We start from the raw sequence: 25,902 nt of genomic DNA, 5'->3' as shown, positions 1-25,902 counted from the left end.
TCAAGCTTCCGGGTCGGGTGCTGCGTGGCGGCCCCGGCGGGTGCGGGGCGGCGCGAGGGTGCGGCCGTCGTGGAGTTCGAGGACGCGGTCGGCGCGAGCCATGAGCAAGGGGTCGTGCGTGGTCACGACCGCAGCGACGCCGCTGCTGTGCACGAGTTCGACCAGCAGGTCCATCATCGCCGCGCCCGTCACGCTGTCGAGCTGACCGGTCGGTTCGTCCGCGAACAGGATGCGCGGCCGGGCGGCGAGGGCACGCGCGATCCCAACGCGCTGCTGCTGCCCGCCGGACAGCTCGGTGGGGCGTTGCTTGGCGTGACCGGAGAGCCCGACCAGGTCGAGCAGTTCTGCGACGCGGGCGTCCCGCTCCTCCGGCGGCGTGCCGAGCAGGCGCAGCGGCACCTCCACGTTCTCTGCCGCTGAGAGCACCGGCACGAGCCCGAACGCCTGGAACACGAACCCGATGCGGGAGCGACGCAGCTCGACCAGTTCGCTCTCCGAGGCGCTGGTCAGCTCGGTGTCGTCCAGCCAGACCTGACCGGACGTGGGCGCGTCCAGTCCGCCGAGCACGTTGAGAAGTGTGGTCTTCCCCGACCCTGAGCGTCCGCGGACGACGAGCAGCTCCCCCGGATGCACGACGAGCGACACCTCGCCGAGCGCCGTCACCGCCCCGGCCTCCGTCTCGAAGACCCGGCTCACGCCGTCGGCGCGCAGGATCGGCTGCGGGCCGGAGAGGTTGGCGGAGTCGGCGGATTCGGCGGATTCGCGGCGCAGTGCCCCCGCCGTCTCCTCGTCAGCGAGCGTCATCGTGCTCCTCCTTCGTCCGCTCCACCGCGGCGTCGTCGTGCGGCCAGACGCCGACATGGTCGTCTTCCAGCGCGAGGCGCACGCGGTCGCGCATCCGGAGACTGGTGAGGTATTCGGGCGGGAGCTGCAGCCTGCCGACCTTATCGAGCACCGCGAACTCCTCGGCGACGATGTGCTCGTCGCCGCTCGCGTTGACCCCGGTGCGGCGCAGCACCTCGGTGGAGGTGCGCCCGTCCCGGATCTGCACCGTGCGGGCGACATGCTCGGACACCGCCGGGTCGTGGGTGACGATGAGCGTGGTCACCCCGAGCTCCCTGTTGACGCCGCGCATCGCCTCCAGCACCTCGGCGGAGGTCGCCTCGTCGAGCTCGCCGGTCGGCTCGTCGGCGAGGAGGACGCCAGGGTCGTTGGCGAGGCCGACGGCGATGGCGACCCGCTGCTGCTCGCCGCCCGACATCTCGGTCGGGCGCCGGTCGGCGCAGTGCGACACCTCCAGCAGGTCGAGCAGCTCCTGCGAGCGCTCCCGGCGTCCGGGGGTCTTCGCCAGCGACATCGTGAGCGCGATGTTCTCTCGGGCGGTGAGGTATGGCAGGAGGTTGCGGGACGTCTGCTGCCAGACGAAACCGACCGTACGCCTGCGATAGTCGACCCGCTGGGCGGAGGTCAGGGCAAGCAGGTCACGCCCGGCGACAGAGGCGCTCCCCGCTGTCGGCTTGTCGAGCCCGGAGAGGATGCCGAGCAGTGTCGACTTGCCCGATCCGGACGCCCCGACGATCGCCACCAGCTCTCCACTGCCGACGCGCAGGTTGAGGCCCTGCAGCGCCTGCACTTCCACGCCGTCGGCCGTGAAGATGCGGACGAGGTCGGAGCAGGCGATGCTCGCATCCTGGCGCCCGGAGGTACTGCGCACGGCTGTCATGTCGGTCATTCTTCTCCTCCTGCTCTGAGCACCGTCGCCGGCGAGCGGCGTCTGGCTCCGGCGAGCGCGATGAGTGTTGCAGCGGTGGTGACGACGGCGAAGCCGACCGCCGCCGCGGCGATGAGCACGGGGTCGACAACGACGGACGGCCGCACAGGACCTCCGGTGAACCCGGTGAGGTCGATCGGCGCAAGCACGACGGCCGGCAGGGCGACGCCGACCAGGATGCCCGCGATCAGCCCGACGACGAGCACCGGTCCCAGCTCCCAGCCGAGCAGGCCAGCGGTCTGCCTGCCGGTGAACCCGATGGTGCGCAGGGTGGCGACGAGCCTGGTCCTGGCCGCGGTGTTCATCACCAGGGTCAGCAGCAGCGCGCCGATGCACATCAGCGCGGAGAGCGCGATCGAGACGAGTGCCACCGTTTCGAGGCCGGAGACGAGCGGCGCCTTCCTGAGCAGAGTCCGCTCTTCGACCGCATCGCCGACGATGGCGCGATCGCCGGCGATGCGCGCCAGCTCGGCGTGCACCTTCGCGGCGTCCGCATCCGGTTGCAGAGAGACCAGCACGGTCGACGGCCGTTGCGTCAGAGTCAGACCGGGCGGCAGAGCGGTCTTGTCGATGATCGTCCATTCGGCGTCACGGATGTACACGCCGGGAGCGAAGGAGAACTCGGTGACGCCCAGGTGCACCGTCGTGTCCGCGTAGAGGACGGCGCTGGTGACCGGGATCTCCGAGTTCCAGCCACCGACCACCGCCGCCGTCCGTCCCGGGATGCTCGACCGCAGCGCGACGGACACGCGTGCGTTCTCTGGCACGTTGCCCTCGACCTTCGCGAGCTCGTCCGGGTCGACGAGGTAGCCGCTCAGGTCGCCTCCCTGCGAAGCCGCCCGCACCATCAGGCCGGCCGCCGAGTAGACGATGGCCGAGTGGGCGACGCCGGGCACCGAGCGCAGCTGCTTCAGCTGGTCGGCGCTGAACCGCACGGGGGTCGAGACGCTGAGGTCGGCGCCGACCGCCGCGTGCGCTCCGCCGTCGATGCCCGCGCGTTCCGTGCTGAGGATCGCGGCGGAGAACACGGTGATGCTCACCCCGGTCACGAGCGCGAACACCGGCCAGAGGCCCCCGGCTCGCGAGCGGACGGCGGTCGTCGCTCCGATGGCTGCGACGGCGCCACGACGACGGCGCAGCGCGGACGCCAGCCAGCCGAGCGGAAGCGGGTACAGCCGCAGCACGAGCACGCAGGCGGCGAGCGCCACCAGGATGGGCGTCACTGCGAGCAGCGGGTCGATGCCGAGCCCCGCATCCGGGGTCGGCGGAGCAGTCCCCCGCTGGAACAGCGTCACCACCCCGGCGACGGCGAGGCCGATGGCGAGCACTTCGAGCACCCAGCCCCACCGTCGTCGCGCCCTGCTCTCGCCGCGGAGGTCGTCGCGCGGCCCGAGCGCCCCGGCTGAGGCCGCGAGGATCAGCGGCGGCACGACGGCGCAACCGACGGCGACGACGACGGAGAGACCGGCAGGTCCGCCGCGCGGCGTCAGCAGCAGCGCGGCCGCCAGCCCGAGCAGGGCAGCGGGAACGGAGACGAGGGCGCCCTCCAGCGCCAGCCCCCAGCGCAACCGACCAGGGGATGCGCCCCTCGCCGCCATCAGCGCGAGTGCGTCCCTGCGCCGGCCGAGCACGAGCCGCACGCCGAGCACGAGCACGGCGAGCGCGACGCCGATGGGACCGGCGGCGAGGATGGCGAACAGGGTGGCGGCCGGTTGCGCCCTGGCGACGAACTCCGAGATCGAGCGGTCGAGCTGTGTGCTGAACCGGAGCGGGACCTCCTGGGCGCCGATCGCTGCGCTGGGCGACGCGGCGAGGAAGCGGCCGAGGGAGCCGCTGACCGCATCCAGGGTGTCGACGGAGAACGCGGACGGGGCGACGGGGAACCAGCCGTCGGTGACCGTGCCGGGAAGCGAGGCCGCGACGGTCTCCCACGCGTTCGGGTCGACCCAGACGACCCCGCTGTACCGCTTGCCTGCGTCTCCGAGGTCGGCGAAACTGCCCGTGGCCCTGACCGTGTCGAGGCTCCAGAAGTCGTCGCCGGTGTCGCGCGGATGCACGGTGCCGACCAGGGTGAGGCGGATGCCGTCGCCCGCAGTGCGCGTCTCGCCGATCTTCCAGCCGATGACTTTCGCCGCCTCCGTCGTCATGACCACCTGGGCGGAGACGGGAGGGAGCGGAGAGAAGGCAGTGCCTAGCGGTGGGCCCGCTGCACCGCCGTCCTGGCTGCCGGGTGGCGCAGCGAGGACCGGCTCGGCCGTTGCTCCTGTAGGCCAGGTACCCGCATCCAGGGTGGTGATGCTGCGCAGTTTTCGGAACGCCTCGACGGTCGCGTAGTAGTGTCCGTCCGGCGTCGCGCCGGCCGGAGGGGTGGTCGGCAGCTCCTCGGACGCCGAGGAGTATCCGCCTGTCCCCACCACGCTGCGCAGCGGCGCGGTCATCGACGCGCGCACCTTCGCGAGCGCGCCGGGCATCGCCTTCCACGGAGCGCCGGGGTCGTCGACGATGACGCTGCCCGGCTGGCCGGTGCCGGACTTCAGGACCGTGACGAGGTCGCGGTTGACCGGTTGCGCCTGGACGAGGCCGTACCGGAGATCGCTGGTGAGCAATGTGTTGGCGAATCGCGGCCACGCGGCGAGCGCCGTCGTCGCGACGAGCACGACGACGCCCAGCATGATGAGCCCGCCGCGGAAGGCGGACGCGGCGCGGGCGGCGAGGCCGACATCGCCGAGCGCGGAGGATCGCGCGCGAGCCGTCATCGCGTCTCCTCCCTGTGCGTCGTGTCCAGCACCTGTCTGCGAACCGCGCGACCGTACAGCCACAGCAGGCCGGCCACGGCGAGTCCGAGGATCGCCAGCGCAGCGAGCAGCGATGGGAGGTCGACGGCGCCGCGCACGGAGAGCGTCGGAGGCGCGGTCACGACCGAGAGCCTGGCGAGCGCGTTCCCGGCCAACAGGAAAACAACGACACCGCCTACGATCCCGAACACCGCCGCGGCGATGACGATGCCCGCGAGTTCCGTCCGTCTGCTGCGTGCCTGCTGCCGGGATCCCATGCCGACGGCACGCAACACGACGACCTCCGAGCGGCGTCCGCGGAGCAGCGCGGCGACGGTCGCGCCGAGCGCCACCAAGGCCAGGAGCGCGCACCCCGCGGTTCCGAGCCAGAGGCTCAGGACGGCGCTCGACATGAAGCGGGAGACGAAGTCTCCGGAGGCATCGGTCACCACGGCATCGGACCCGGCGATCGTCTGCGCGGCGCGCGCCACCGTATCGGGCTGGTCGGTCGCAAGCCACACGGCGCCGAGCCTCGGCGGGGCAGGCTGGGCGCGCAGGGCGGCGTCGCTGAGCGCGCGCTGATCGACGAGCACGGCCGTGGAATCGCTCGTCCCAGGCACGGCGGCGACGAGCGCGGCGATCGTGCCGCGCACGGTCACCCAGTCGGCGTCGAGGTCGACGGCGTCACCGACCGCGAGGGAGTCCTGCTGGGCGGCGCTGAGGGTGACGGCGACCGGGAGCTTCCCTGTCCCGGCCGGCATCAGCCTGACCAGGCCGTCGGCGTCCGTCACCCCGGAGATGCCCGACCACGAGGCGATGTCGACCGCGGATACGGTCGTGCCGGAGGAGCCTGCTGCCGCGACCGACTGGATGCGCGGGGTCGCCTTCGCGGTCGCCGGGCGCGCATCCACTGCTGCGAGCGTCCAGCCGTCTCCGGTCGGAAGGGCGGCGGCGAACCGTCCGGTCGAGCCGGAGACGGGCTTGGCGACGAGCGGCGCGAGCGCGCCCTGCGCGTCCGCCACCCAGAAGGTGACGGCCGCCGTCGTCGCGGTCTGCGCGGTGAGCGTCGTCGCTCCTGCGGGCAGCGCCGGGCCGCCGAGACGCGACGCGGCGGTCAGCTGCTTCGCCACGTATGCCGTGTCGAGCATGTAGTCTCCGACCCTGGTGAGGCGTGGCAGACTGCCCGCGTCGAGCGCGACCAGCGTGACGGTCCGCTGGCCGAGCCCTGCGGTTGTGATCAGCCCGGGCGACGCAGCGGTGACGGACGGGATTCCGGCCAGCGCCTGCGCGTCCGGCCGGTCCTGCGGGCCGCGGACCACCCCGGCGAGGCCGGACTCCACGCGCACGTCGGCCCCGGTGACGATCCGCGACGAGTCGCGCAGGAAGCTCGACCAGGTGCCGACGTATCCGGCGGAGAAGGTGGCGGCGCCGACCGTCAGCACGATGAGGGCGACCGGCGCGGCGAACAGTGCGAGCCCCCGGCCGACCTGCCGCGCAGGAAGCACCCCGGCCAGGCCGCGCCCGCGCGCCGCGACGCCCTCCACTGCGGCGGCCGACGGGCCGAACAGCAACAGCCCGAGCACGGCGATGGCGCACAGCACGGCGGCCGGTGCGATGACGCCGATCGGGTCCACGTGGCCGTCCGCGGACACGGGAGACCCGAAGGCGACGAACCGCCACAGGGTCAGCCCGGCCGCGGCGAACGCGACGACGCCGACCCCGATGGATGCGGTGGCGCGCGCCCTCCCCGCCTCCACCGCTCCCGGCGCCCCACTCGCCGACCGCGCGGATGCGGCGGTCACTACGGCCGAGCACGCGACGGCGACGGCGACCACCAGCAGCGGAGGCACCACCAGGTCGAGAACGCCCACGATTCCGCCGCCCGGAGGACCGACCAGCCAGAGCAGCACGGCCTGGGCGGCCACGAACCCGACCGCGGCGCCGAGAAGCCCGACGATCGTCGACTCGACCGCCCCGACCCCCACGAGCTCACCCACCGTCGCCCCGCGCGCCCGCAGCACGCGCGACTCGGTCAGGCGAGACCGGGCGAGGAGCTGCGCCAAGAGCACGAGGGCCACGACGGAGCACACGGCGAGCACCGACAGTGGCACGGGCACCACGGCGGCCAGCGCCCCCACCGACTGCCGCATCGCCGTCACCGTGGCCAGCGCGCCGCCCTCCGTGGAGAACGGCGACGACGACGCTGTCGAGCTCTCGGTGAGCGCGTCGGTGACCGTGCGGAAGCCGGACTCCAGGCGCGGAAGGTCGGCGGCGGTCGTGCTCCGCGCATCCGGTGCCACCACCCACTGCACGGACTCCGACGCCTTCAGCGCGTCGATCCCGTCGGCGGTGAGCACTGCCCGTCCGTCCGTGCCTCCCACGCCGGGCGTGAGGCCGAGCCACGCCGGCGCTGCGGGGGTGACAGGTCGCCAGACCCCGGTCACCGTGAAGCGGAGCGGCTTGTCGTCGCCGCTGGTGGTGCTGAGCGTCGAACCGGCGTGGACGCCGAGCGTCTTCGCCAGCTCGACGTCGACGGCGACCTGCATCGCACTCGTCGGCCAGGCGCCCGCGTCCAGCCGCGCGCGCCCGAGGAGCGCGTCGTCGGCGGCGACCGCGAGCATCGACCGGCCGCCGGTGAGCGGCAAGGACGGCACGGACGCCGTCCGGTCCACCGTCACTGTCGTTCCGGAGAAGTGTTTGGCGATGATCGCCCGCACCGTCGCATCCTGGGCGGTCGCGTCGGAGCCGAGCGCTCCCTGCTCGGCCTGCGCGATCGACGTCGCAGGACCGGCGTCGATGCTCTGGCGCACGGCGACCGTCGGGGAGCGGACCGCGAGACCGACCATCGCGCTCGCCAGCAGCGTGACCACCAGCACGGTCAGCGCGGTGGCAGCCAGCACTCCGGCCTGGGCGCGCGACCGTTGCGGCCAGAACGCACGAATGCGTCCCTCATTCCCCCCGGATGCACGCACTCGACAAAGCTACCGCGCCCGCACGCACATTTTCAGCGTGCTGCGACCTCAGAACCCCTCGTGTCGGATTCCCCAGACAGGCGTCCAGGATGCACCCGGCTCCAGCCAGCGCAGCCCGCGCCCGGTGTTCAGCGCGTTCGCCGGAGCCGTCATCGGCTCGACTGCCAACGCGACGTCGCCGTGCGCTTTCGTCGCGAGCGTGCGCGAGGTGTAGAGCTGCACGTAACCGAACGCCGCGTCCGCCCACAGCACGACGCTCCGGCCGTCCGGCGCGCTGAGCGTGTGGGCGACCTCCCCGTCTGTCTCAGGCAGGTCGGCGAATCCGTCGTCGAGCTCGAGCTCGCCGACCAGGCGGCCTCCGCCGAGGTCGAAACCGGTTCCCGCGACGGCGGACTCGCCCACCACGTTGAGCCTGTCGTCGACATCGAGGTGCGTGCGTGCCCCCACCGTGAGCGTCAGCCCGGCGGTCGGCAGGTCGCCGATGCGCAGGTACGGATGCGCGCCGATCGCCACCGGCGCCGGGCGGCTGCCCGTGTTCTCGATGGTGTGCGTGACCGTGAGACCGCCCTCGCCGACCTCGTGACGCACGGTGGTGGCCAGCTGGAACGGGTAGCCGAGTTCCGGGACGATCGCGGCGGACTGGGTGACCGACGACGCCGTGCGCTCGACCAACTCATACGGCCGGTAACGCAGCAGGCCGTGGATGGCGTTGCCGCGCGCAGGCTCCGTCACCGCGAGCAGCTGGGTGACGCCGTCGAGCTCCCACGCGGCGTCCTTGACCCTGTTGGGCCACGGGACCAGCACGATGCCACACCCCGAGGGCGGTGTCGCGTCCACCGGGTACGGCTCCGTCAGATCGGCCCCGCTGACGGTGAGCGAGCGGAGCCCCGCCGCCACCTGGGTGACGACCGCGGCCACGTCGCCGTGGGCGATCTCGTACTGGGCTTCTGTCGGCGCGTGCATACGGCCAGCGTATTGTCAGGCGACGACGACCGCGAGCCCCGCGGCTCGCAACGCGTCGACCTCGGCGGCCGGCGCGCTCTCGCCGGTGATCAGCTCACCGACCTCCGTCACGTCCGCGATCCGTCCGAGGTGGGTCCGCCCGAGTTTCGAGCCGTCCGCGACCACGACGGCGCGTCCTGCGGCCCCGACCATCACGCGTTTCAGGTCGGCTTCCGGCAGGTTCACGTTGGTGATGCCGCCCAGTGGATGCACGCCCGTGCACCCGATGAACGCCAGATCGGCGTGCATCCGGTCGAGCAGGGCGGAGGCGAGCGGCTCGACCAGCGAGTGCTGCAAGGGCCGCAGCGTGCCCCCGGTGACGACCACCTGGATGCGCGGGATGACGCGCTCCAGCGAGAGCGCGATGGTGAGGCCGTTCGTGATGACGGTGACGTCGGTGAGCTCGTCGCGCTCCACGCGGTCGACGATGGCCAGCGCGATGGCGGCGGTGGTCGTCCCGACGTCGAGGAGCACGCTGCTGCCGGAGACGACCATCGCCGCCGCCGCTGCCGCGATCCGTCGCTTCTCGTCCGCGGAGGTCTGCAGCGCCTCCTCGAAGCTGGCCTCGCGCATCCCGTCGGTGCGGAGGACGGCCCCGCCGTGGACGCGACGGATGCTCTGCTGCTCGTCCAGCTGGTCGAGGTCGCTGCGGATCGTGACGTCGGAGACCTGGAAGGCCGCGCTGAGGTCGCCGACGCGCACGAACCCGGCACGCCCGATGAGTTCGAGCATCCGTTCGCGGCGGAGGGAGGCGGGCAGCTGTTCGGCCATGCAGCTATCGTCCGGCGTTTGCGTTTACTTGTCAATACGAAAGCAACTGGCTAGATTTGCTTTCGAAACCGAAAGGGATGCTTCGTGCCAGCAATCACCAAACAGGTCCACCGTCTCGCCGACGGCCGGGAGCTCATCTACTTCGACGACGCGGACACGACGCTCTCCCCCGAGCGCGGCCCCGACCTGCGCGAACCGACGGAGCGCCCTGCCACGGCCACGATGCGCCAGGACCCGCTGACCGGCGAGTGGATCTCCATCGCCGCCGCCCGCCAGAACCGCGTCTTCCTGCCCCCGGCGGAGCTCGACCCGCTGGCGCCCGCAACACCGGCCAACCTCTCCGAGGTGCCGAGCCGCTACGACGTCGCGGTGTTCGAGAACAAGTCGCCGTCGTTCGGGCCCCTGCTCACCGACGAGAACGCCCCGCAGGGCATCGACGACCTCACCGCGGTCGGTCTCGGCCGCACCCGCACCTCCATCGGCCGCTGCGAGGTCGTGTGCTTCAGCCCCGAATCCACCGGATCATTCGGCAGCCTCACCCCGTCGCGCGCGCGCACGGTGATCGAGGCATGGGCCGATCGCACCGCGGCACTCTCCGCGATGCCGGGAGTGCAGCAGGTGTTCCCGTTCGAGAACCGCGGCGAGGCGATCGGCGTCACCCTGCACCACCCGCACGGGCAGATCTACTCGTACCCGTACATCACGCCGCGCACGACGGCCCTCCTCCGCTCGCTCGACGCCTACGGCCCTACGCTGTTCGCCGACATCCTGGAGCGCGAGCGGAACTCCGAGCGCGTCATCCTCTCCGGCGAGCACTGGACCGCGTTCGTGCCGTTCGCCGCCCGCTGGCCGATCGAGATCCACGTCCTCCCGCACCGCCACGTCGCCGACTTCACCGAGACGTCCGCCGCGGAACGGGACGAGCTCGCCACGCTCTACCTCCGCGTCCTCCGCGGGGTGGATGCGCTCTACGACAGCCCGACGCCGTACATCGCCGCCTGGCACCAGGCGCCCGTCGGCATCCGCCGCGACGAGATCCGGCTGATGCTGCAGATCACCTCGCCGCGCCGGGCCGCGGATAAGCTGAAGTACCTGGCAGGGTCGGAATCCGCGATGGGTGCCTGGATCGGCGACATCCCGCCGGAGCAGGCCGCTGAGCGGCTCCGTGAGGCGGTCGCCCGCGCCGACCGCGAGAACCCGACCGGTGACCTGCCTGCCGGGATCACCGGGATCGCCGACACCGCCGCATCCACTGTTTCGCCAGCATCACCCAGAAGGGCCGCACGATGACCGACCTCCGCCAGGACACCCGTGACAGTTTCGCCGAGATCTTCGGCAGGGAAGCGGACGGCGTCTGGTCGGCCCCCGGCCGCGTCAACCTGATCGGCGAGCACACCGACTACAACGAGGGCTTCGTGCTGCCGCTCGCGATCAACCGCCGCACCGTCGCGGCCCTCGGCCTCCGCGACGATCGCGTCGTGCGCGTCGGCAGCTCGTTCGCCGACGAACTCGTCGAGGTCGACCTCGGCGCCCTCAGCCCCGACGTGCTCTCCGGCTGGTCGGCGTACCCGCTCGGCGTCGCCTGGGCGCTCGGCGAGTTCGGCGCCGACTTGGATGCCGTCCCCGGCTTCGACGTGCTCATCGACTCCAACGTGCCGGTCGGCGCCGGCCTGTCGTCGTCGGCCGCCATCGAGAGCGCCGTCGCCGTCGCCCTCAACGAGGTCTGGCACCTCGGACTCGATAGGCAGACGCTCGCGAAGGTCGGCCAGCGCGCCGAGAACGTCGCGGTCGGCGCCCCCACCGGGATCATGGACCAGTCGGCCTCGCTGCTCGGCGAGCATGACTCCGTCGTCTTCCTCGACTGCCGCTCACTCGAAGCGCAGGTCGTTCCACTCGGCCTCGAAGCTGCCGGGCTGGAAATGCTGATCATCGACACCGGCGTGGAGCACTCCCACGCCACCGGCGGCTACGCCGACCGCCGCGCCTCCTGCGAGGCCGGTGCAGCAGCCCTCGGCGTCTCGTCGCTGCGCGACGTGTCCGTCGCCGACCTCGACCGCGCCCGCGAATTGCTCGACGACGTGACCTTCCGCCGCGTCCGCCACGTGGTCACCGAGAACCAGCGCGTCCTCGACACGGTCCGCACGCTGCGCGAGCATGGCCCGTCCGCAATCGGCGAACTGCTCGACGCCTCTCACCGGTCGATGCGTGACGACTTCGAGATCTCCGTCCCCGAGCTCGACCTCGCCGTCGAGACCGCGCAGTCCAACGGCGCGGTCGGCGCACGCATGACCGGAGGCGGTTTCGGCGGCTCCGCCATCGCCCTTGTGCCGTCCGACGCGCTCAGCCGCGTGCTCGTCGCCCTCGATGGAGCGTTCGCCGAGCACGGATTCGGCCAGCCCGATCTGTTCACGGTCAGTGCGTCGGAGGGCGCGAAGCGCGAGAATTGACAGATGACCGCTGCCGACGTCACCTGGCTCGACTCCGACACCGTCCAACTCCGCCAACCCAAGTCGTCGCACTGGGAGGCGCCGTTCCTGTTCCTCCTGTTCGGCCGTGATCGAGCGATCCTGTTCGACACCGGCGCGACCGGCGACGAGCGGGTCTTCCCGCTGCGCGGAACCGTCGACGGGCTGATCGAGACCTGGCTGCGCGCGCATCCCGCCCGGTTCGCCCGGCCGTACGAGCTGGTGGTGGCGCACACGCACGCCCACCGCGACCACATCGCCGGAGACGCCCTGCTCGCCGTCCGACCAGGCACGACCGTGGTCGGCACCACCCCCGCCGAAGTGATCGCCTTCTACGGCTTCCCCACCTGGCCGGATGCGGTCGTCTCGTTCGACCTCGGCGGCCGCGTGATCGACGTGATCGGCGCCCCCGGGCACGAGCCGTCGGCCGTGGTGTTCTACGACGCGGCCACGCGCATCCTGTTCACCGGCGACACCGTGTGCCCAGGCAACCTCTACGTGCGGGACCGCACCGAGTTCGTCCAGACCATCGACAGGCTCCTTCGGTTCCGGGAGGCGACGAAACCGCGCATCAAGACGGTGCTCGGCGCGCACGTGGAGATGTCGAACACCCCGGGCGTCGACTATCCGCCCGGAACCGTCGACCAGCCGGACGAGGCGCCGCTCGCCCTGAAGCCGCGCATCCTGGACGAGGTGCGGGCCGCGCTCGACGAGCCGGGACCGCGCGTGGTGCGCGACCGCTTCATCGTCGTGGACGAGCCGCGATGACCGCTGTTGTCCCACGAGGCGCTGGCTAGGCTGGCCGCATGACACGCATCACCCTCGCAGACGGCTCCTCCCCCGAGGTGCACGAGACCGCTTTCGTCGCCGCCGGAGCCGTGCTCGCCGGCCGCGTGCACCTCGCAGCGGACTCCAGCGTCTGGTACAACGCCGTCCTGCGCGCCGAGGCGGAGGACATCCGGATCGGCGAGCGCAGCAACCTGCAGGACAACGTGTCCTGCCACGTCGACACCGGCTTCCCGCTCACGCTCGGCACCGACGTCTCTGTCGGCCACAACGCGGTGCTGCACGGCTGCACGATCGAGGACGGCGTCCTGGTCGGGATGCACGCCACCGTGCTCAACGGTGCTGTCGTCGGCGCGGGCTCGCTCCTCGCCGCGGGCACCGTCGTCCTCGAGGGCGCGCAGATCCCGCCGGGCTCACTCGTCGCAGGCGTCCCCGGCAAGGTCCGCCGCCCCCTCACCGATGACGAACGCGCCGGCCTCCTCCATAACGCGTCCGCCTACCTCGACCACGTCGCCGCCCACCGCCCCGCCTCATGATCGAGAGTGGCGGAAGCGCTACTCGGTGACGGGACCGGGGGTTCCTCCGGTGAGACGCACGAGCTCCTCGAACGTGGTCGGGAAGACCGTGTGGGCGTGGCCGGCGGCCGCCCAGACCTCCGGATAGCCGGCGAGCGCCACATCCACCACCGTGCGCAGCGGCGCCGGGTGGCCGACGGGCGCTACGCCGCCGATGGTCTGGCCGGTCGCCGCCTTCACGGTGTCCGCGTCCGCCCTCCGGATGCGCCCTCCCAGCTTCTCGCCGAGGAACGCGGTGTCGACGCGGTGCGCGCCGGACGTCATCACCAGCAATGGCTCGTCGTCGATCGTGAACACCAGGGAGTTCGCGATGGCACCGACCTCGACGCCCAGTTCCGCCGCAGCAGAAACGGCCGTCGGCGTCGCCGACTCGAACCAGCGGACGCGCGGCTCGACACCGGCGGCGAGCAATGCCGCCTCCACCCGCTCGACAGCCGGATGCGTCCTATCGCTCACCGCAGCGACCGCTCCGCGGACTCCACCACGTTCTGCAGCAGCAGCGCACGCGTCATCGGGCCGACCCCTCCGGGGTTCGGCGACACCCAGGACGCGACCTCGGCGACCTCGGGCGCCACGTCTCCGGCGACGCGGCTCTTGCCGGTCTCCGGATCCTCGATGCGGCTCACGCCGACGTCGAGGACGATCGCTCCCGGCTTGACGTTGTCGGCGGTCACCAGCCCGGCCACGCCAGCGGCGGCGACGATCACGTCGGCACGCCGGAGGTGCGCATCCAGATCGACGGTGCCGGTGTGGGTGAGGGTGACCGTCGCGTTGATCTCGCGGCGGGTGAGCAGCGACCCGATCGCCCGCCCGACCGTGACGCCGCGGCCGACGACCACCACGTCTTTCCCGGCCAGGTCGATGCCGTGACGCTGCATCAGCTCGATCACGCCGCGCGGCGTGCACGGCAGCGGGGTGGTGATCGGGCGGTTGACGTTGAGGACGAGCCTGCCGAGATTGGTCGGGTGCAGGCCGTCCGCATCCTTGGCCGGGTCCACCAGCTCCAGGATCGCGTCGGTGTCGATGTGCGACGGGAGCGGGAGCTGCACGATGAAGCCGGTGCAGTCCGGGTCGCCGTTCAGCTCCTCGATCACGGCTTCGAGCTCCGCCTGCGAGATGTCGGTCGGCAGGTCGCGCCGGATGGACGAGATGCCCACCTCCGCGCAGTCGCGGTGCTTGCCGGCGACGTACCACTGCGATCCCGGGTCGTCGCCGACCAGGATCGTGCCGAGTCCGGGGACGACCCCGCGCTCGCGCAGGGCGCTGACGCGCTCCTTCAACTCGGCCTTGATCTCGCCGGCCGTCTTCTTTCCATCCAGAATCTGTGCGCTCATGCGCGCTCCTTCACGTTCGGTCGCCACCGAGCCCAGGCTTTGTCCGTTCAACTGCGCGTTTCAGCGAGGTGAACCCCGGGCTCGATGGCTTGGGAAGTCGGGGACGGGCTAGATCGAGGAGGGGAGCTCGACGTTGAAGGCGTCCTGGCCGGACGGGGTCAGGCCGGGGTAGAGCGGGAAGGCGGCGGTGAGGGCGTCGACACGGCTGCGGAGAGCCTTGGTGTCCGCGCCCGGCTGCAGCGCGGCGGCGATGATCTCTGCCACCTCGGTGAACTGCACGTCTCCGAAGCCGCGGGTCGCCAGCGCCGGGGTGCCGATGCGCAGACCGGAGGTCACCATCGGCGGGCGCGGGTCGAACGGAACGGCGTTGCGGTTGACGGTGATGCCCACCTCGTGCAGCACGTCCTCCGCCTGCTGGCCGTCGAGCTGCGAGTTGCGGAGGTCGGCGAGCACCAGGTGCACGTCGGTGCCGCCGGTGAGCACGTCGACGCCGCCGGCGCGCGAGTCCTCGGCGGTCAGGCGGTCGGCCAGGATCTGCGCCCCACGGATGGTGCGCTCCTGGCGGTCGCGGAACTCGTCGGTCGCCGCGAGCTTGAACGCGGTCGCCTTGGCGGCGATCACGTGCATCAGCGGGCCGCCCTGCTGGCCGGGGAAGACGTTCGAGTTGAGCTTCTTGGCGAGCTCCATGTCGCGGGCGACGATGAAGCCGGAGCGCGGTCCGCCGATGGTCTTGTGCACCGTGGACGACACGACGTCGGCGAACGGGACGGGCGACGGGTGGACCCCGGCGGCGACCAGCCCGGCGAAGTGCGCCATGTCGACCCAGAGCTTGGCGCCGACCTCGTCGGCGATGGCACGGAACGCGGCGAAGTCGAGGTGACGCGGGTACGCAGACCAGCCGGCGATGATGACCTGCGGCTTGTGCTCCAGCGCCTTATCGCGCACGACGTTCATGTCGACCAGGAATGTCTCAGGGTCGACGCCATAGGAGACGGCGTTGTAGAGCTTGCCGGAGAAGTTGAGCTTCATGCCGTGGGTGAGGTGCCCGCCGTGGGACAGCTCCAGACCCAGGATGGTGTCGCCCGGCGTCGCGATGGCGGACAGCACCGCCGCGTTCGCGCTCGCGCCGGAGTGCGGCTGGACGTTGGCGTACTCGGCCTTGAACAGGCTCTTGGCACGGTCGATCGCGAGCTGCTCTGCGATGTCGACGTATTCGCAGCCACCGTAGTAGCGGCGGCCGGGGTAGCCCTCGGCGTACTTGTTGGTGAGGACAGAGCCGACGGACTCGAGGACGGCGCGCGGAACGAAATTCTCCGACGCGATCATCTCGAGGTAGTCGCGCTGGCGGCCGAGCTCCAGCTGGAGCACCTCGGCGATCTCGGGGTCGACCTCGCTCAGCGGGGCAGTGAAGGTCGAAGGGAGTGTGTCAGTCAAAACCGGCTCCTTTAGCAGTGAATGCTTCTATGCACGTGTCACAGATGGGATGAATACAGACGGGTGGGAATATCCCGTATCGACCCAGGCGCGCGGCCGATCCGCCCGTTCCAACCAGGCATTCGTCGCTCCCCAATGGTGACCATTTGAGCGCCAGTCGCGACGCGAGCAAGCATAGCAAAGGGCGACCGGACAGCGAACCCTTGCCGTTTGTTAGGACGCCTGCAATACTCGCAGGTGGCCGACCGGCGGGGAGGGCGGTGTCGGCCGTCAAGCACCCAGCACCCCAGCTTCTTACCCAGCTGAAGGAGAACGCGTGGTCATCCCCCGCCCAGCGACGCTCGAAACTCTCGACTCCGCGCCATTCACCCTCGCACCGGATGCGCGGATCAGCGTCGCGGGAAACGGAGCCTCCGGCGTCGCCGAGCTGCTCCGCGCCGAGCTCGCCTCCGACTGCAGCCGACGCCTCACCGTGGTGCACGAGCCGCCGGAGTTCGGCGACATCGCGATCGTCATCGCCGACGACGAGGCGCCGTCCGGCCATGACGCGGAAGGCTACACGCTCGACATCGCCGCCGAGGGTGTCAGGATCGGCGCCGCGACCGCTGCCGGCGCGTTCTGGGGAGTGCAGACCCTCCGCCAGCTGGTCCCGGTCGAGTGCGCGACGGACCCGCTCACCGTCGACGCCATCCGGATCGTCGACCACCCCCGCTACGCATACCGCGGCGCGATGCTCGACGTCGCCCGGCATTTCTTCTCCCCGGATGCGGTCAAGCGCTTCATCGACGCGATCGTGCTGCTCAAGGTCAACCACCTGCACCTGCACCTCACCGACGACCAGGGCTGGCGCATCCAGATCGAGAGCTGGCCGAACCTGACGGCTCACGGTGGTTCGACCGGCTCCGACGGCAGCGCAGGCGGCTTCTACACCCAGGACGAGTTCCGCGACCTGGTCGCGTACGCGGCGGAGCGGTTCGTCACGATCGTCCCCGAACTCGACATGCCAGGGCACACGAACGCGGCGCTCGCGTCGTATGCGGAGCTGAACGCCGACGGGGTCGCCCCCGCGCTCTACACGGGGTCGAAGGTGGGGTTCAGCACCTTGCTTTCCGGCGACGACACCACGGCGCGTTTCGTCGACGACGTTGTGCGCGAGGTTGCTGCCATCACGCCGGGCCCGTACCTGCACATCGGCGGCGACGAGTGCCAGAGCACCGATCCTGCCGACTTCCTCCGCTTCATCGCCGACGCCGCAGCAGCTGTCGCCCGCCACGGCAAGATCCCGGCCGGCTGGCACGAGATGGGCAAGAGCGATGAACTCCCGGATGGCACGATCGGCCAGTATTGGGACTTCCTGACTCCGCGCGGCGGGGCTGCCGACGAGACCCTTTCCTTCGTGCGGCAGGGCGGCTCCGTCATCATGTCACCAGCGGATGTCGCGTACCTCGACATCGTCTACGAGGAGGGCGACCGCCTCGGCCAGGACTGGGCAGACGGACCGACCTCACTGCGCCAGGCGTACGAGTGGGATCCCGCCCGGATCGTGCCCGGACTCGCGGATGCGCACATCCTGGGCGTCGAGGCCCCACTCTGGACGGAAACCGTCGAAACGGTCGCCGACATCGAGGAGATGACGTTCCCCCGCCTCGCCGCCGTGGCCGAGATCGGCTGGTCGCCGGCGCCCGCCGACACGGACGCCGTCGAGACGGTGCGCGACTTCGACGACTTCGCCGAGCGCATCGCCGGGCTCGCAGAGCACTGGGAGGCCGCCGGGACGAACTTCCGCCGTGTCCCCGAGGTGCGCTGGCGCGAGCGCGTCACCTCCTGAACAGACGCCTCGGCACGACGGTGGCCAGTCTCGGTGAGACCGACCACCGCCTTGTGGGTTATCCGTGGAAGCAGATCCATACGAGAGACGCCACCCTGACGATCACAAGAATGATCGTCGAGGCGCATCGAAGGATCTTCTCCGCGTCGACCTTCTGCTTACCCTGTGGGGTACTCATCTGGTCTCCTTTCGCCAACACGGGAGCGAAAGGAAGCCGGAAAACCAGGAGCCCAACTCACACGAGACAACAGGTCGCCCCGCGTGAGTCGCACCACTCGTTTGCGGTGACCCTCATCCTCTTTACAGGCAGGTTTCGGAATCACCACAGAACGAGTTATCATCGAAGCGAAGTACTCGCTGGGACACGATCTCCCGGCCACCAAGCCTCTTTTGAAGGCGGACCAGCCCCCAGCTGTGAACTGGGGGTTTCGTCTTTAACCCTCGCAACCGGCCCCACCCGCGCGTCAGGCCGATAGGACAAGCCTATCGCCGCGCACCATCACATATGGTGCGCTCCACATTTCAGGTCGGGCTTTTACGGGTACCCGATGAACCACAGCAGCAGCAGTGCGACGGGCTGCAGGGCGATCCCGCAGATCAGCACGATCATCCTCACGCGCTTGTTCGCGGCGAGCGCCGGCGCCCCGGCGAGCGGCGCGAGAGGCATCAGCAGCCGGAACAGGCTCTGCTGGGGCAGGAACACCGCGAACAGGTAGAGCCCGTAGCTCGCAGCGAACGCGACGACCTCCGTTCCGAGGGCCCGCACGCTCGGTCTGCTGAGCAGCCACGCGTAGCCGGCGATCGCCGCGACGACGAGGATGGCGCCGATGAAGCTGGCGTACTTCCAGGTGAACAGGAACCACGGCGTCAGAGGCACGAACGCCACCCGCCCGATGAAGCCCGTCCACCAGGACAGCTCCGTCTCCACATACGCGTTCGCCATACCGGTGACAGTGGATGCGACGAGCGGCCAGGCCAATCCGGCGAGCGCGGTCACTCCCCCGGCGACGATCATCGCGATGCGGTCCCGCCAGGGGAACCCGTCCCGCCTGCGCCGCTCGGCGACCAACCTGACGATGAACACGATCCCGAGGGCGAGTGGCAGCGCGAGCTCGCCCGGTTTCGTGAACGCGGCGGCGACCCCGAGCGGAATCGTGAGCCAGTACCGTTTCGCCATCATCGCCCAGAGCGCGGCGAACATCAGGAAGAAGAACAGGCTCTCCGCGTACGCGATCTGCAGGACGAACGACAGCGGCCCGAAGCAGAACAGCACGGCCGCCCACAACGCGTTCGACGCTCCGACTCTGGATGCGACGAGCCGGTAGAGCACGAGCGTCGCCGCTGCGCCGAACAGGGTGGCGACGATCACCGCCGCCGGGTAGAACCCGAGCCCGGTGATGAACATGAGCCCGCGCGCGATCCAGGGGAACAGCGGGAGGAACGCCCACGAGTTCTGCTGGACGTTTCCGGCGCCGTCCGTCGGGATCGTGGTCGGGTATCCGCCCTCCGCGATCTGCCGGTAGTACGAGGCGTCCCACGAACCTGAGAAAGTCCAAAAGGTCGGCTCGGTGCGCGAGCTCGCGAAGTGCCAGTCGCCGACCGTCGCAGCGATGTACAGCGACACCATCAGGGTCGTGGTGAACACCCGGGACGCGACGTACACCGCGAGAATGACGACCCACCAGCTGCACTCACGCCCCGCCACACGGATGCGCAGGGACGACGAGACTCCCCCGTCGGCGAGCACGCCGAGCCGCTCTCTCACGCTCATAGACCCAGTCTGCCGATCTCGGTCTGAATAGTCACCGCGTTCGTACATTTTTTGCACACTTCGTCCGGACCGTACGGCCTTCGAGCGCGAAGAATCGGGCCGGAAGAAATCGGGCGGGGAGCGCCGGCATCGCGCCACACGCGCCGGCTCTCCCCGCCTGCCCTACTTGACGCTGCCCTGCGTCAGTCCTCCGACGAGTCGCTTCTCGATCAGCATGAACAGCACCACCACGGGGATGACCGCCACGATGGACACCGCGAACACGTACTGCCAGGCCGCGTCGTACTGGCCGACGAATTTGGTGAGCGCTACCGACAGCGGCTGGTTCGCGTCCGTCGATAGGATCACCAGGCTGGCGGCGAACTCGTTCCAGGATGCGACGAACGTGTAGATGATGGCGGTGACGATGCCTGGCCAGACCAGGGGAAGCTGCACCCGAAAGAGCACAGTCCACTTGCCTGCCCCGTCGAGCTGCGCAGCCTCGTCCACTTCTTTGGGCACGCCCGCGAAGAAGTTGTGCATGATCCAGATCGCGAATGCCAGGTTGAACGCCGCGTTGATGAGGATCATCGCGAGCCAGGTGTCGTTGATCCCGAGCGCGATCATCTCTTTGAAGAGTCCGGTCGCGAGCACTGTCGGCTGCAGCATCTGCGTGACGATGACCAGGAACAGGAACACTCCGCGCCCGGGGAACCGGAACCGGGCCGTGTAGTACGCGGCTGGCACGCAGACCAGCAGCACCAGGACTGTCGCGAACACCGAGATGACGATGGTCGAGATGAGGTTCTCCGGCAGCGGCGTCTCCGGGGTGGACCACATCGTGATGTAGTTCTCCGGATGCCACGTCGTCGGCAGGTAGGTCGGCGGCACCGTGAGGATGTTGTTGCGGCTCTTGAACGAGCCGACGAGCATGATCAGGTACGGCATCACGAAGATGAGCACGATGATCAGGCCGGCGACCATGCGGCCGACGACCCTGCCCGTGATTCGTTTCTCGCTCGGGCGCCGTTTCCGCGGCGGCCGGACGGGCGCTGCGATGGTCGAGGCCGGCGCGCTCATGAGACATCCTTCATGGGTTTGACGATCCAGAGGTAGAGCGCGACGACGACGAGCACGATCAGGAAGTTGATCACGCTGAGCGCGCTCGACAGGTCGATCCTCTGCTCGTTCTGCAACAGCTTGAACACATAGGTGGTCGTCGTGTCCGCCTTGTACCCGGGTATCGACCCTGTCATCAGCTTGAGGATCGGCAGCGAGTTGAAGACGTTGATGATGTTGATGAGGCTCGCGAGCGCGACCGCGTTGCGGAGGTTGGGCAGTGTCACGCCGAAGTAGGTGCGGACGGCGCCTGCCCCATCCACTTTCGCCGCCTCCAGCATGTCGCCAGGGATGCCCGCCAGGCCGGCGAGCAGCGTGTACGTCGTGAATGGGAGTGACACGAACACCGCGATGGCGATGGAGGAGAGGAAGGCGGGGACGGGCTGCTTGGTGAAGCCGAACGGTTCGGCGAGCAGGTGGACGTCTACCAGGAACTTGTTGATGATGCCGTAGAACGGGTCGAGGCCGTAGACGAACACTGTGGTGGTCATCACGACGCTGGCCGCCCACGGGATGAGGATGGCCATCCTGACCCACTGGCGGCCGGGGAAGTTCTTGTTGAGGAACTGCGCCAGGGCGAGCGAGATCACCACGCAGATCACCACGACCGAGACCACCCAGAGCAGCGTGTTGAACAGGATGCCGGGCAGCTCAGGGCGCGCGAGCACCGTGAGGTAGTTCTGGAAGCCGACCGATCCGTGGTCGACGCCGGCCACCGAGATCTTGCGGGTGGAGTTGTAGATCATGTAGCCGGCCGGGAACAGCACGACGCCGAAGATCAGGATGAGGGCGGGAAGCGTCCACGGGACGGCGTGCCACAGGTCGACGGCACTGCCGCCCGGCCGCCTGTGCGGCGCCCCGCGACGGGGACGGCCGGTGGCCGCCCCCGTCCGGGTCGTGTCGATGGTCTGACTCATGCCGTCGTTTCTACTGTCCGTCGGCCTTCGCCTGGATCGACTTGAGCAGGTCGGCCGGGTTCGCACCCTGGCCGAGCTGACCGATCTGGCTCTGGATCGCACCCTGCGCTGCCGCCCAGTTGGGGTTGGTGGACGGGTAGAACTTGGCGTTCGGCAGCAGGTCGAGGAACGGCTTGATGGTCGCATCGGAGGCCATCGCGTCCGCGCCGGTCTTCGTGGTGGGCAGGAAGCCCTCCGCGCCGACCCACTTGGTGTAGACGTCCGCACTGTAGAAGTAGTCGAGGAACTTCTTGATCGAGGCCGTCTTGTCCGTCTTGCTCTTGAACGCCATCAGGTGGTCGGCGACGCCGAGTGTGAAGGCCGAGCCGTCCTTGGTGGGGATCGGTGCGATGCCGTAGTTGAGGCTCGGGTTGCTCTTCTTGATCTGGCCGACGATCGGCGGGAGGCCGATCTGCATGCCGATCTGGCCCTGGATGAAGACGTTCATCAGCGGGGTGCGGTTGGTCGAACCGGGGTTCGCTTCCGTCAGGCCCTGGGTGATGATCTTCTGCATCTCGGTGGCGCCGGCGGTGTTCTCCGCGCTGTCGATGGTCAGCTTCTTCGCGTCGCCGTAGCCTCCGCCTGCACCGTAGAACCAGATAGCGGTCTCCGCCTGGGCTTCCTCGCTGCCGAGCGGCATTCCGTATGCCGTCGCACCGGAGGCCTTGAGCTTCGCGGCGTCAGCCTCGAACTCGGCCCACGTCTTGGGCGGGTCGGTGATGCCGGCCTTGGCGAACAGGTCCTTGTTGTAGAACAGTGCGCGAGCGGAGGCGATGAACGGCAGACCGTACTGCGTGCCGTCGATCGACGCGTTCTTGGAGAACGCGGGCTGGAAGTCGTCGAGCGTCTTCGACGACACGATGTCCTTCGCGGGATAGAGCAGGTCGTCGGCGGCAAAGCCGGCGAACGCGTCGATGTTCAGGATGTCCGGCTGCTTGCCGGCCTGGACGCGGGTCTTGATGACGTTGTTGATGTCCGTCCACGACTCGACGTCGAGGTTGACCGTGATGCCGCTGTTCTTGGCCTCGAAGTCTTTGATGATCTGCTGCCACTCGGCCTTGGTGTTGTCCGAGTAGCTCGCCACCATGAGGTCGAGACTTTGCGCTCCGCTGGACGATCCGCCGCCGGAGCCGCTGCTGAATCCACAGGACGCGAGCGTCATGGTGGCTGCCGTCGCCATGGCGACTGCTGCACCCCACCGCAGTGACTTCTTCATTGACTTCCTCACTCTCGAAGGGAACGAACCGTCTTGGTGCGAGGTGGAACTGTGTACGCGACGGTGCGTCAGTAATTGATCCTTTGTGATTTGTTTCAACCAGAAACAATCACATGTATTCACTGGATGCTCGAATCCTGCCTCTTCAGCGACCAGTCGTCAAGGAATTCTGTTCAGATCGTTACACGGCGTTTACATAGAACCGCGAGATTCCGGCCATCTCCGTCAGAAGCGATTGAAGATGATTACTAGACAGACTTATCGCTCATAAGCGATCATTGTGGAGGAACAACTTCACGACAGATTAGGAGACGTAGCAGTGACGCAAGCAACCACGCTCGGTGCCGACATGGAGGCCGAACTCCGTTCGCAGCCGGAGACCTGGGCGCGCGCCGTCGACCTGCGCGCCGAACAGGGCCTTCTGCCGTCCGCCGGTCAGCGCATCGCCGTCGTCGGCTGCGGGACCTCCTGGTTCATGGCGCAGTCGTACGCAGCCCTCCGCGAGACCGCCGGGCTGGGCGTGACCGACGCGTTCGCCGCCTCCGAGGCGTTCGTCGACAGGGACTACGACGCTGTCGTCGCGCTCACCCGCTCCGGAACGACCACCGAAGTGCTCGAACTGCTCGAGCAGCTCCGCGCATCCGGAAGCACCGCCAAGACCGTCGGCGTCGTCGGAGACCCGAACACTCCCCTGGTCGACCTCGTCGACGACGTGATCAAGCTTCCCTTCGCCGACGAGAAGTCGGTCGTGCAGACGCGCTTCGCCACCACCTCCCTCGCCTTCATCCGCGCCGCGCTCGGCGAGAACCTGGACTCCGCGATCCAGGATGCGCAGACCGCGGTCGACGAGGACCTCGACGACGCCCTGATCTCCGCCGACCAGTACTCCTTCCTCGGCTCCAACTGGACCGTCGGGCTGGCGCACGAGGCGGCGCTGAAGATGCGTGAGGCCTCGCAGTCGTGGACGGAGTCGTACCCCGCCAAGGAGTACCGCCACGGCCCGATCGCCATCGCAGCCCCCGGCCGCGTCACCTGGATGTTCGGCTCGGCTCCCGCCGGCCTCGCCGACGACGTCGCCGTCACGGGCGCACGCTTCGAGAACAGCGAACTGGACGGCCTGGCCGACCTCGTCCGCGCTCAGCGGGTCGCCCTCGCCAGGGCTCGTCGCTTCGAGCTCGACCCCGACCACCCGCGCAACCTGACCCGCTCCGTCATCCTGGCGCCGTGACAGGGCACCCGTCGCTCCCGTCCCGGTCTGCGCCTCTCGGCGCCGGCCGGGCCGTGCTCGCCTTCGACGTCGGCGGCACGGACATGAAGGCCGCGCTGATCGACGACGCCGGCAGGATCGTCGCGCTCGAACGTCTCGCGACGCAGCACGACGGCGACCGGACGGCCGAGGCCGTCGTCGCAGCCGTCGCCGAGCTGTCGGCGCGGTTCCGCGCACAGCACCAGGACGTTCGACCGCAGGCGCTGGGGCTGCTCGTGCCTGGGCACGTGGACGACGAGGCAGGTGTCGGCGTCCTCTCGGAGAACCTCGGCTGGCACGACTTCCCGTTCCGCGCGAGCGTCGAGGAGGCGGTCGGCCTGCCTGTCACCTTCAGCCACGACGTGCGCGGAGCCGGTGAGGCCGAGCACAGGATCGGCGCGGCCGCCCCGTTCCGCGACGTGGTCGTGATGGCCATCGGCACCGGTATCGCCGGGGCGATCTTCGTCGACGGCCGGTTGCACACCGGCGGCGGCATGGCTGGCGAGATGGGGCACTCTCGCGTCGCCGACGGGCCGGAGTGCGCGTGCGGCAGCCGCGGCTGCCTCGAAGCCGTCGCGTCCGCCGCAGCCATCGCGCGCCGGTACACCGCACTCTCCGGAGTCGCTGTCCCCGGCGCGAAGGAGGTGCTCGAGCTGGCCGCAGCGGGCGACGCACACGCGCAGGCCGTGTGGGAGTCCGCACTGGATGCGCTCGCCCTCGACCTCTCGCACACCGTCGCCCTGCTCGCACCGGAGGCCATCGTGATCGGCGGTGGACTCGCGCAGGCTGGTCCTGCCCTGTTCGAGCCGCTGGCCGCCCGGCTGGATGCGATCCTCACCTTCCAGCGCCGCCCCATCTTGCTCCCTGCGAGCATCGGGGAGAACGCCGGGGTCATCGGCGCGGCGCTCCGTGCCAGGGATCTGCTGACAGAGCATGAGCTGAGCAATGCGGCACCGAGCGCGCAGGAGCAGCCCGCATGATCCTGACCGTCACCCCCAACCCCGCCATCGACCTGACGTACACGGTCGACGAGCTCGACGTCGGCGAGAGCCACCGGGTCGCGGCCCCCGCCTCCCGCGCCGGCGGCAAGGGCATCAACGTCGCACGCGTCGTCGCGCAGACCGGCGGACGCGCCTTCGCGCTGACCACGGCCGGCGGTGCGGCCGGGCTGCGCCTGGCGGACGACCTCTCGACGAGCGGTCTCCCGCACGAGGTCGTCGCCGTCTCCGCCCAGACCCGCAGCAGCGTCGCCATCGTCGACGGGAGCACCGGGCTCACGACGATCTTCAACGAGACAGGTGAGCCCCTGTCCGACGCCGAGTGGACGGCGCTGCGGGCCGCCATCGCGCGCCTCGCCGTGCCCGCCACCTGCGTCGTCGGCTCCGGCAGTCTGCCGCCCGGCGCACCGGACGACTTCTATGCAGAGCTTGCCGCGCTCGCAGCGACCATGGGCATCCCGAGCATCGTGGATGCGACCGGTCCGGGACTGCTGCGCGCCGCGGAGGCCGGTGCCTCCGTCCTCAAGCCGAACCGCAGGGAGCTGGTGGAGAGCACCGGCGAGAGCGACCCGGTCACCGGCGCACGCCTCCTGCTGGAGCGGGGAGCAGGGCTCGTGCTCGTCTCCCTCGGCGCCGACGGGATGCTCGCCGTCGGCCCGTCCGCCGACCCCGTCCACGCGCGCATCGCAGAGCCGTTGCACGGCAACGCCACCGGCGCAGGCGACGCCGCCGTCGCGGCCGTCGCCAGCTGCCTCGCCGCGCACGACACCGAGCCGGAGCACATCCTGCGCCTGGCGACCGCGTGGTCGGCCGCCGCCGTGCTCGCCCCGCTCGCCGGTGAGCTCGACCCGTCGTATCCGCAACTCGAAGACCGCATCATCATCACCCGCTGATTCACCGCTGAC

The 25,902-nt window shown here is 69.9% G+C and carries 21 protein-coding genes and 1 riboswitch; of the genes, 8 read left to right on the top strand and 13 right to left on the bottom strand.

Annotation, left to right across the window (positions count from 1 at the left end; translation table 11 throughout):
* The 6 genes from AC37TH_RS09305 to AC37TH_RS09280 are packed head-to-tail and all read right to left on the bottom strand — an operon-like array spanning position 1 to position 9,290.
* A complete protein-coding gene (locus AC37TH_RS09305) occupies positions 1–804 on the bottom strand; it encodes an ABC transporter ATP-binding protein (protein ID WP_490764078.1) in 804 nt (267 codons plus the stop codon).
* Positions 791–1,732, bottom strand: coding sequence for an ABC transporter ATP-binding protein (locus AC37TH_RS09300; RefSeq protein WP_490764077.1), 942 nt, complete (start codon positions 1,730–1,732; stop codon positions 791–793). The genes AC37TH_RS09305 and AC37TH_RS09300 overlap by 14 nt, the downstream gene beginning before the upstream one ends.
* Entirely contained in the window at positions 1,729–4,527 is a 2,799-nt protein-coding gene (locus AC37TH_RS09295) for an ABC transporter permease (RefSeq protein WP_490764076.1), read from the bottom strand. The genes AC37TH_RS09300 and AC37TH_RS09295 overlap by 4 nt, the downstream gene beginning before the upstream one ends.
* On the bottom strand, positions 4,524–7,517 hold the full coding sequence (locus AC37TH_RS09290; protein ID WP_490764075.1) for an FtsX-like permease family protein: 2,994 nt from the start codon (positions 7,515–7,517) through the stop codon (positions 4,524–4,526). Before AC37TH_RS09290 ends, AC37TH_RS09295 begins: the two co-directional genes overlap by 4 nt.
* A gap of 48 nt (positions 7,518–7,565) precedes the next feature.
* The gene (locus AC37TH_RS09285; protein ID WP_490764074.1) at positions 7,566–8,480 is read right to left on the bottom strand and encodes an aldose 1-epimerase family protein; all 915 of its coding nucleotides are present in this window, start codon (positions 8,478–8,480) and stop codon (positions 7,566–7,568) included.
* Between the two features lie 15 nt (positions 8,481–8,495).
* Complete coding sequence (locus tag AC37TH_RS09280; protein WP_490764073.1) at positions 8,496–9,290, bottom strand: DeoR/GlpR family DNA-binding transcription regulator; 795 nt, start codon at positions 9,288–9,290, stop codon at positions 8,496–8,498.
* A gap of 84 nt (positions 9,291–9,374) precedes the next feature.
* On the opposite strand from AC37TH_RS09280, the gene galT reads away from it, so the two are divergent.
* From galT to AC37TH_RS09260, 4 genes are read left to right on the top strand one after another with little or no spacing between them, the layout of a single operon-like run.
* The gene (gene galT / locus AC37TH_RS09275; RefSeq protein ID WP_490764072.1) at positions 9,375–10,580 is read left to right on the top strand and encodes a galactose-1-phosphate uridylyltransferase; all 1,206 of its coding nucleotides are present in this window, start codon (positions 9,375–9,377) and stop codon (positions 10,578–10,580) included.
* Positions 10,577–11,737: a galactokinase gene (galK, locus tag AC37TH_RS09270; protein WP_490764071.1), complete on the top strand. Its 1,161-nt coding sequence runs from the start codon at positions 10,577–10,579 to the stop codon at positions 11,735–11,737. Before galT ends, galK begins: the two co-directional genes overlap by 4 nt.
* A gap of 3 nt (positions 11,738–11,740) precedes the next feature.
* On the top strand, positions 11,741–12,523 hold the full coding sequence (locus tag AC37TH_RS09265) for an MBL fold metallo-hydrolase (protein ID WP_490764070.1): 783 nt from the start codon (positions 11,741–11,743) through the stop codon (positions 12,521–12,523).
* Positions 12,524–12,561: 38 nt separating this feature from the next.
* Positions 12,562–13,077, top strand: a complete 516-nt coding sequence (locus tag AC37TH_RS09260; protein WP_490764069.1) for a gamma carbonic anhydrase family protein — start codon at positions 12,562–12,564, stop codon at positions 13,075–13,077.
* 18 nt (positions 13,078–13,095) lie between these two features.
* On the opposite strand, the gene AC37TH_RS09255 is transcribed toward AC37TH_RS09260, so the two are convergent.
* From AC37TH_RS09255 to glyA, 3 genes are all read right to left on the bottom strand, one after another.
* Positions 13,096–13,572, bottom strand: coding sequence for a YbaK/EbsC family protein (locus tag AC37TH_RS09255; RefSeq protein ID WP_490764068.1), 477 nt, complete (start codon positions 13,570–13,572; stop codon positions 13,096–13,098).
* A complete protein-coding gene (locus AC37TH_RS09250) occupies positions 13,569–14,450 on the bottom strand; it encodes a bifunctional methylenetetrahydrofolate dehydrogenase/methenyltetrahydrofolate cyclohydrolase (protein ID WP_490764067.1) in 882 nt (293 codons plus the stop codon). The genes AC37TH_RS09255 and AC37TH_RS09250 overlap by 4 nt, the downstream gene beginning before the upstream one ends.
* Positions 14,451–14,558: 108 nt before the next feature.
* Positions 14,559–15,884 carry a serine hydroxymethyltransferase gene (gene glyA / locus AC37TH_RS09245; RefSeq protein ID WP_490764066.1) on the bottom strand — a complete coding sequence of 442 codons (1,326 nt, stop codon included), beginning with the start codon at positions 15,882–15,884 and terminating at the stop codon, positions 14,559–14,561.
* A gap of 75 nt (positions 15,885–15,959) precedes the next feature.
* Positions 15,960–16,055: riboswitch (ZMP/ZTP riboswitch) on the bottom strand.
* Positions 16,056–16,200: 145 nt separating this feature from the next.
* Here glyA and AC37TH_RS09240 point away from each other — a divergent pair.
* Positions 16,201–17,712, top strand: coding sequence for a beta-N-acetylhexosaminidase (locus AC37TH_RS09240; RefSeq protein WP_490764065.1), 1,512 nt, complete (start codon positions 16,201–16,203; stop codon positions 17,710–17,712).
* 535 nt (positions 17,713–18,247) lie between these two features.
* Here AC37TH_RS09240 and AC37TH_RS09235 read toward each other — a convergent pair.
* From AC37TH_RS09235 to AC37TH_RS09220, 4 genes are all read right to left on the bottom strand, one after another.
* On the bottom strand, positions 18,248–19,483 hold the full coding sequence (locus AC37TH_RS09235) for a hypothetical protein (protein WP_490764064.1): 1,236 nt from the start codon (positions 19,481–19,483) through the stop codon (positions 18,248–18,250).
* 162 nt (positions 19,484–19,645) lie between these two features.
* Entirely contained in the window at positions 19,646–20,542 is an 897-nt protein-coding gene (locus AC37TH_RS09230; protein WP_490764063.1) for a carbohydrate ABC transporter permease, read from the bottom strand.
* The gene (locus AC37TH_RS09225) at positions 20,539–21,498 is read right to left on the bottom strand and encodes a carbohydrate ABC transporter permease (RefSeq protein ID WP_490764062.1); all 960 of its coding nucleotides are present in this window, start codon (positions 21,496–21,498) and stop codon (positions 20,539–20,541) included. Before AC37TH_RS09225 ends, AC37TH_RS09230 begins: the two co-directional genes overlap by 4 nt.
* Positions 21,499–21,508: 10 nt before the next feature.
* A complete protein-coding gene (locus AC37TH_RS09220) occupies positions 21,509–22,753 on the bottom strand; it encodes an extracellular solute-binding protein (protein ID WP_490764061.1) in 1,245 nt (414 codons plus the stop codon).
* 349 nt (positions 22,754–23,102) lie between these two features.
* Here AC37TH_RS09220 and AC37TH_RS09215 point away from each other — a divergent pair, with 349 nt between their 5' ends.
* Genes AC37TH_RS09215 through AC37TH_RS09205 form a run of 3 tightly spaced genes read left to right on the top strand, consistent with a single transcriptional unit; the run spans position 23,103 to position 25,890 of the window.
* Positions 23,103–23,981, top strand: coding sequence for an SIS domain-containing protein (locus AC37TH_RS09215; protein WP_490765092.1), 879 nt, complete (start codon positions 23,103–23,105; stop codon positions 23,979–23,981).
* Complete coding sequence (locus AC37TH_RS09210) at positions 23,978–24,979, top strand: ROK family protein (protein ID WP_490764060.1); 1,002 nt, start codon at positions 23,978–23,980, stop codon at positions 24,977–24,979. The genes AC37TH_RS09215 and AC37TH_RS09210 overlap by 4 nt, the downstream gene beginning before the upstream one ends.
* Positions 24,976–25,890: a 1-phosphofructokinase family hexose kinase gene (locus AC37TH_RS09205; protein ID WP_490764059.1), complete on the top strand. Its 915-nt coding sequence runs from the start codon at positions 24,976–24,978 to the stop codon at positions 25,888–25,890. Before AC37TH_RS09210 ends, AC37TH_RS09205 begins: the two co-directional genes overlap by 4 nt.
* The last annotated feature ends 12 nt before the right edge of the window (positions 25,891–25,902 follow it).

This window comes from Leifsonia sp. McL0627, from assembly GCF_058244615.1.
This window is presented reverse-complemented; position numbering and strand designations above follow the sequence as displayed.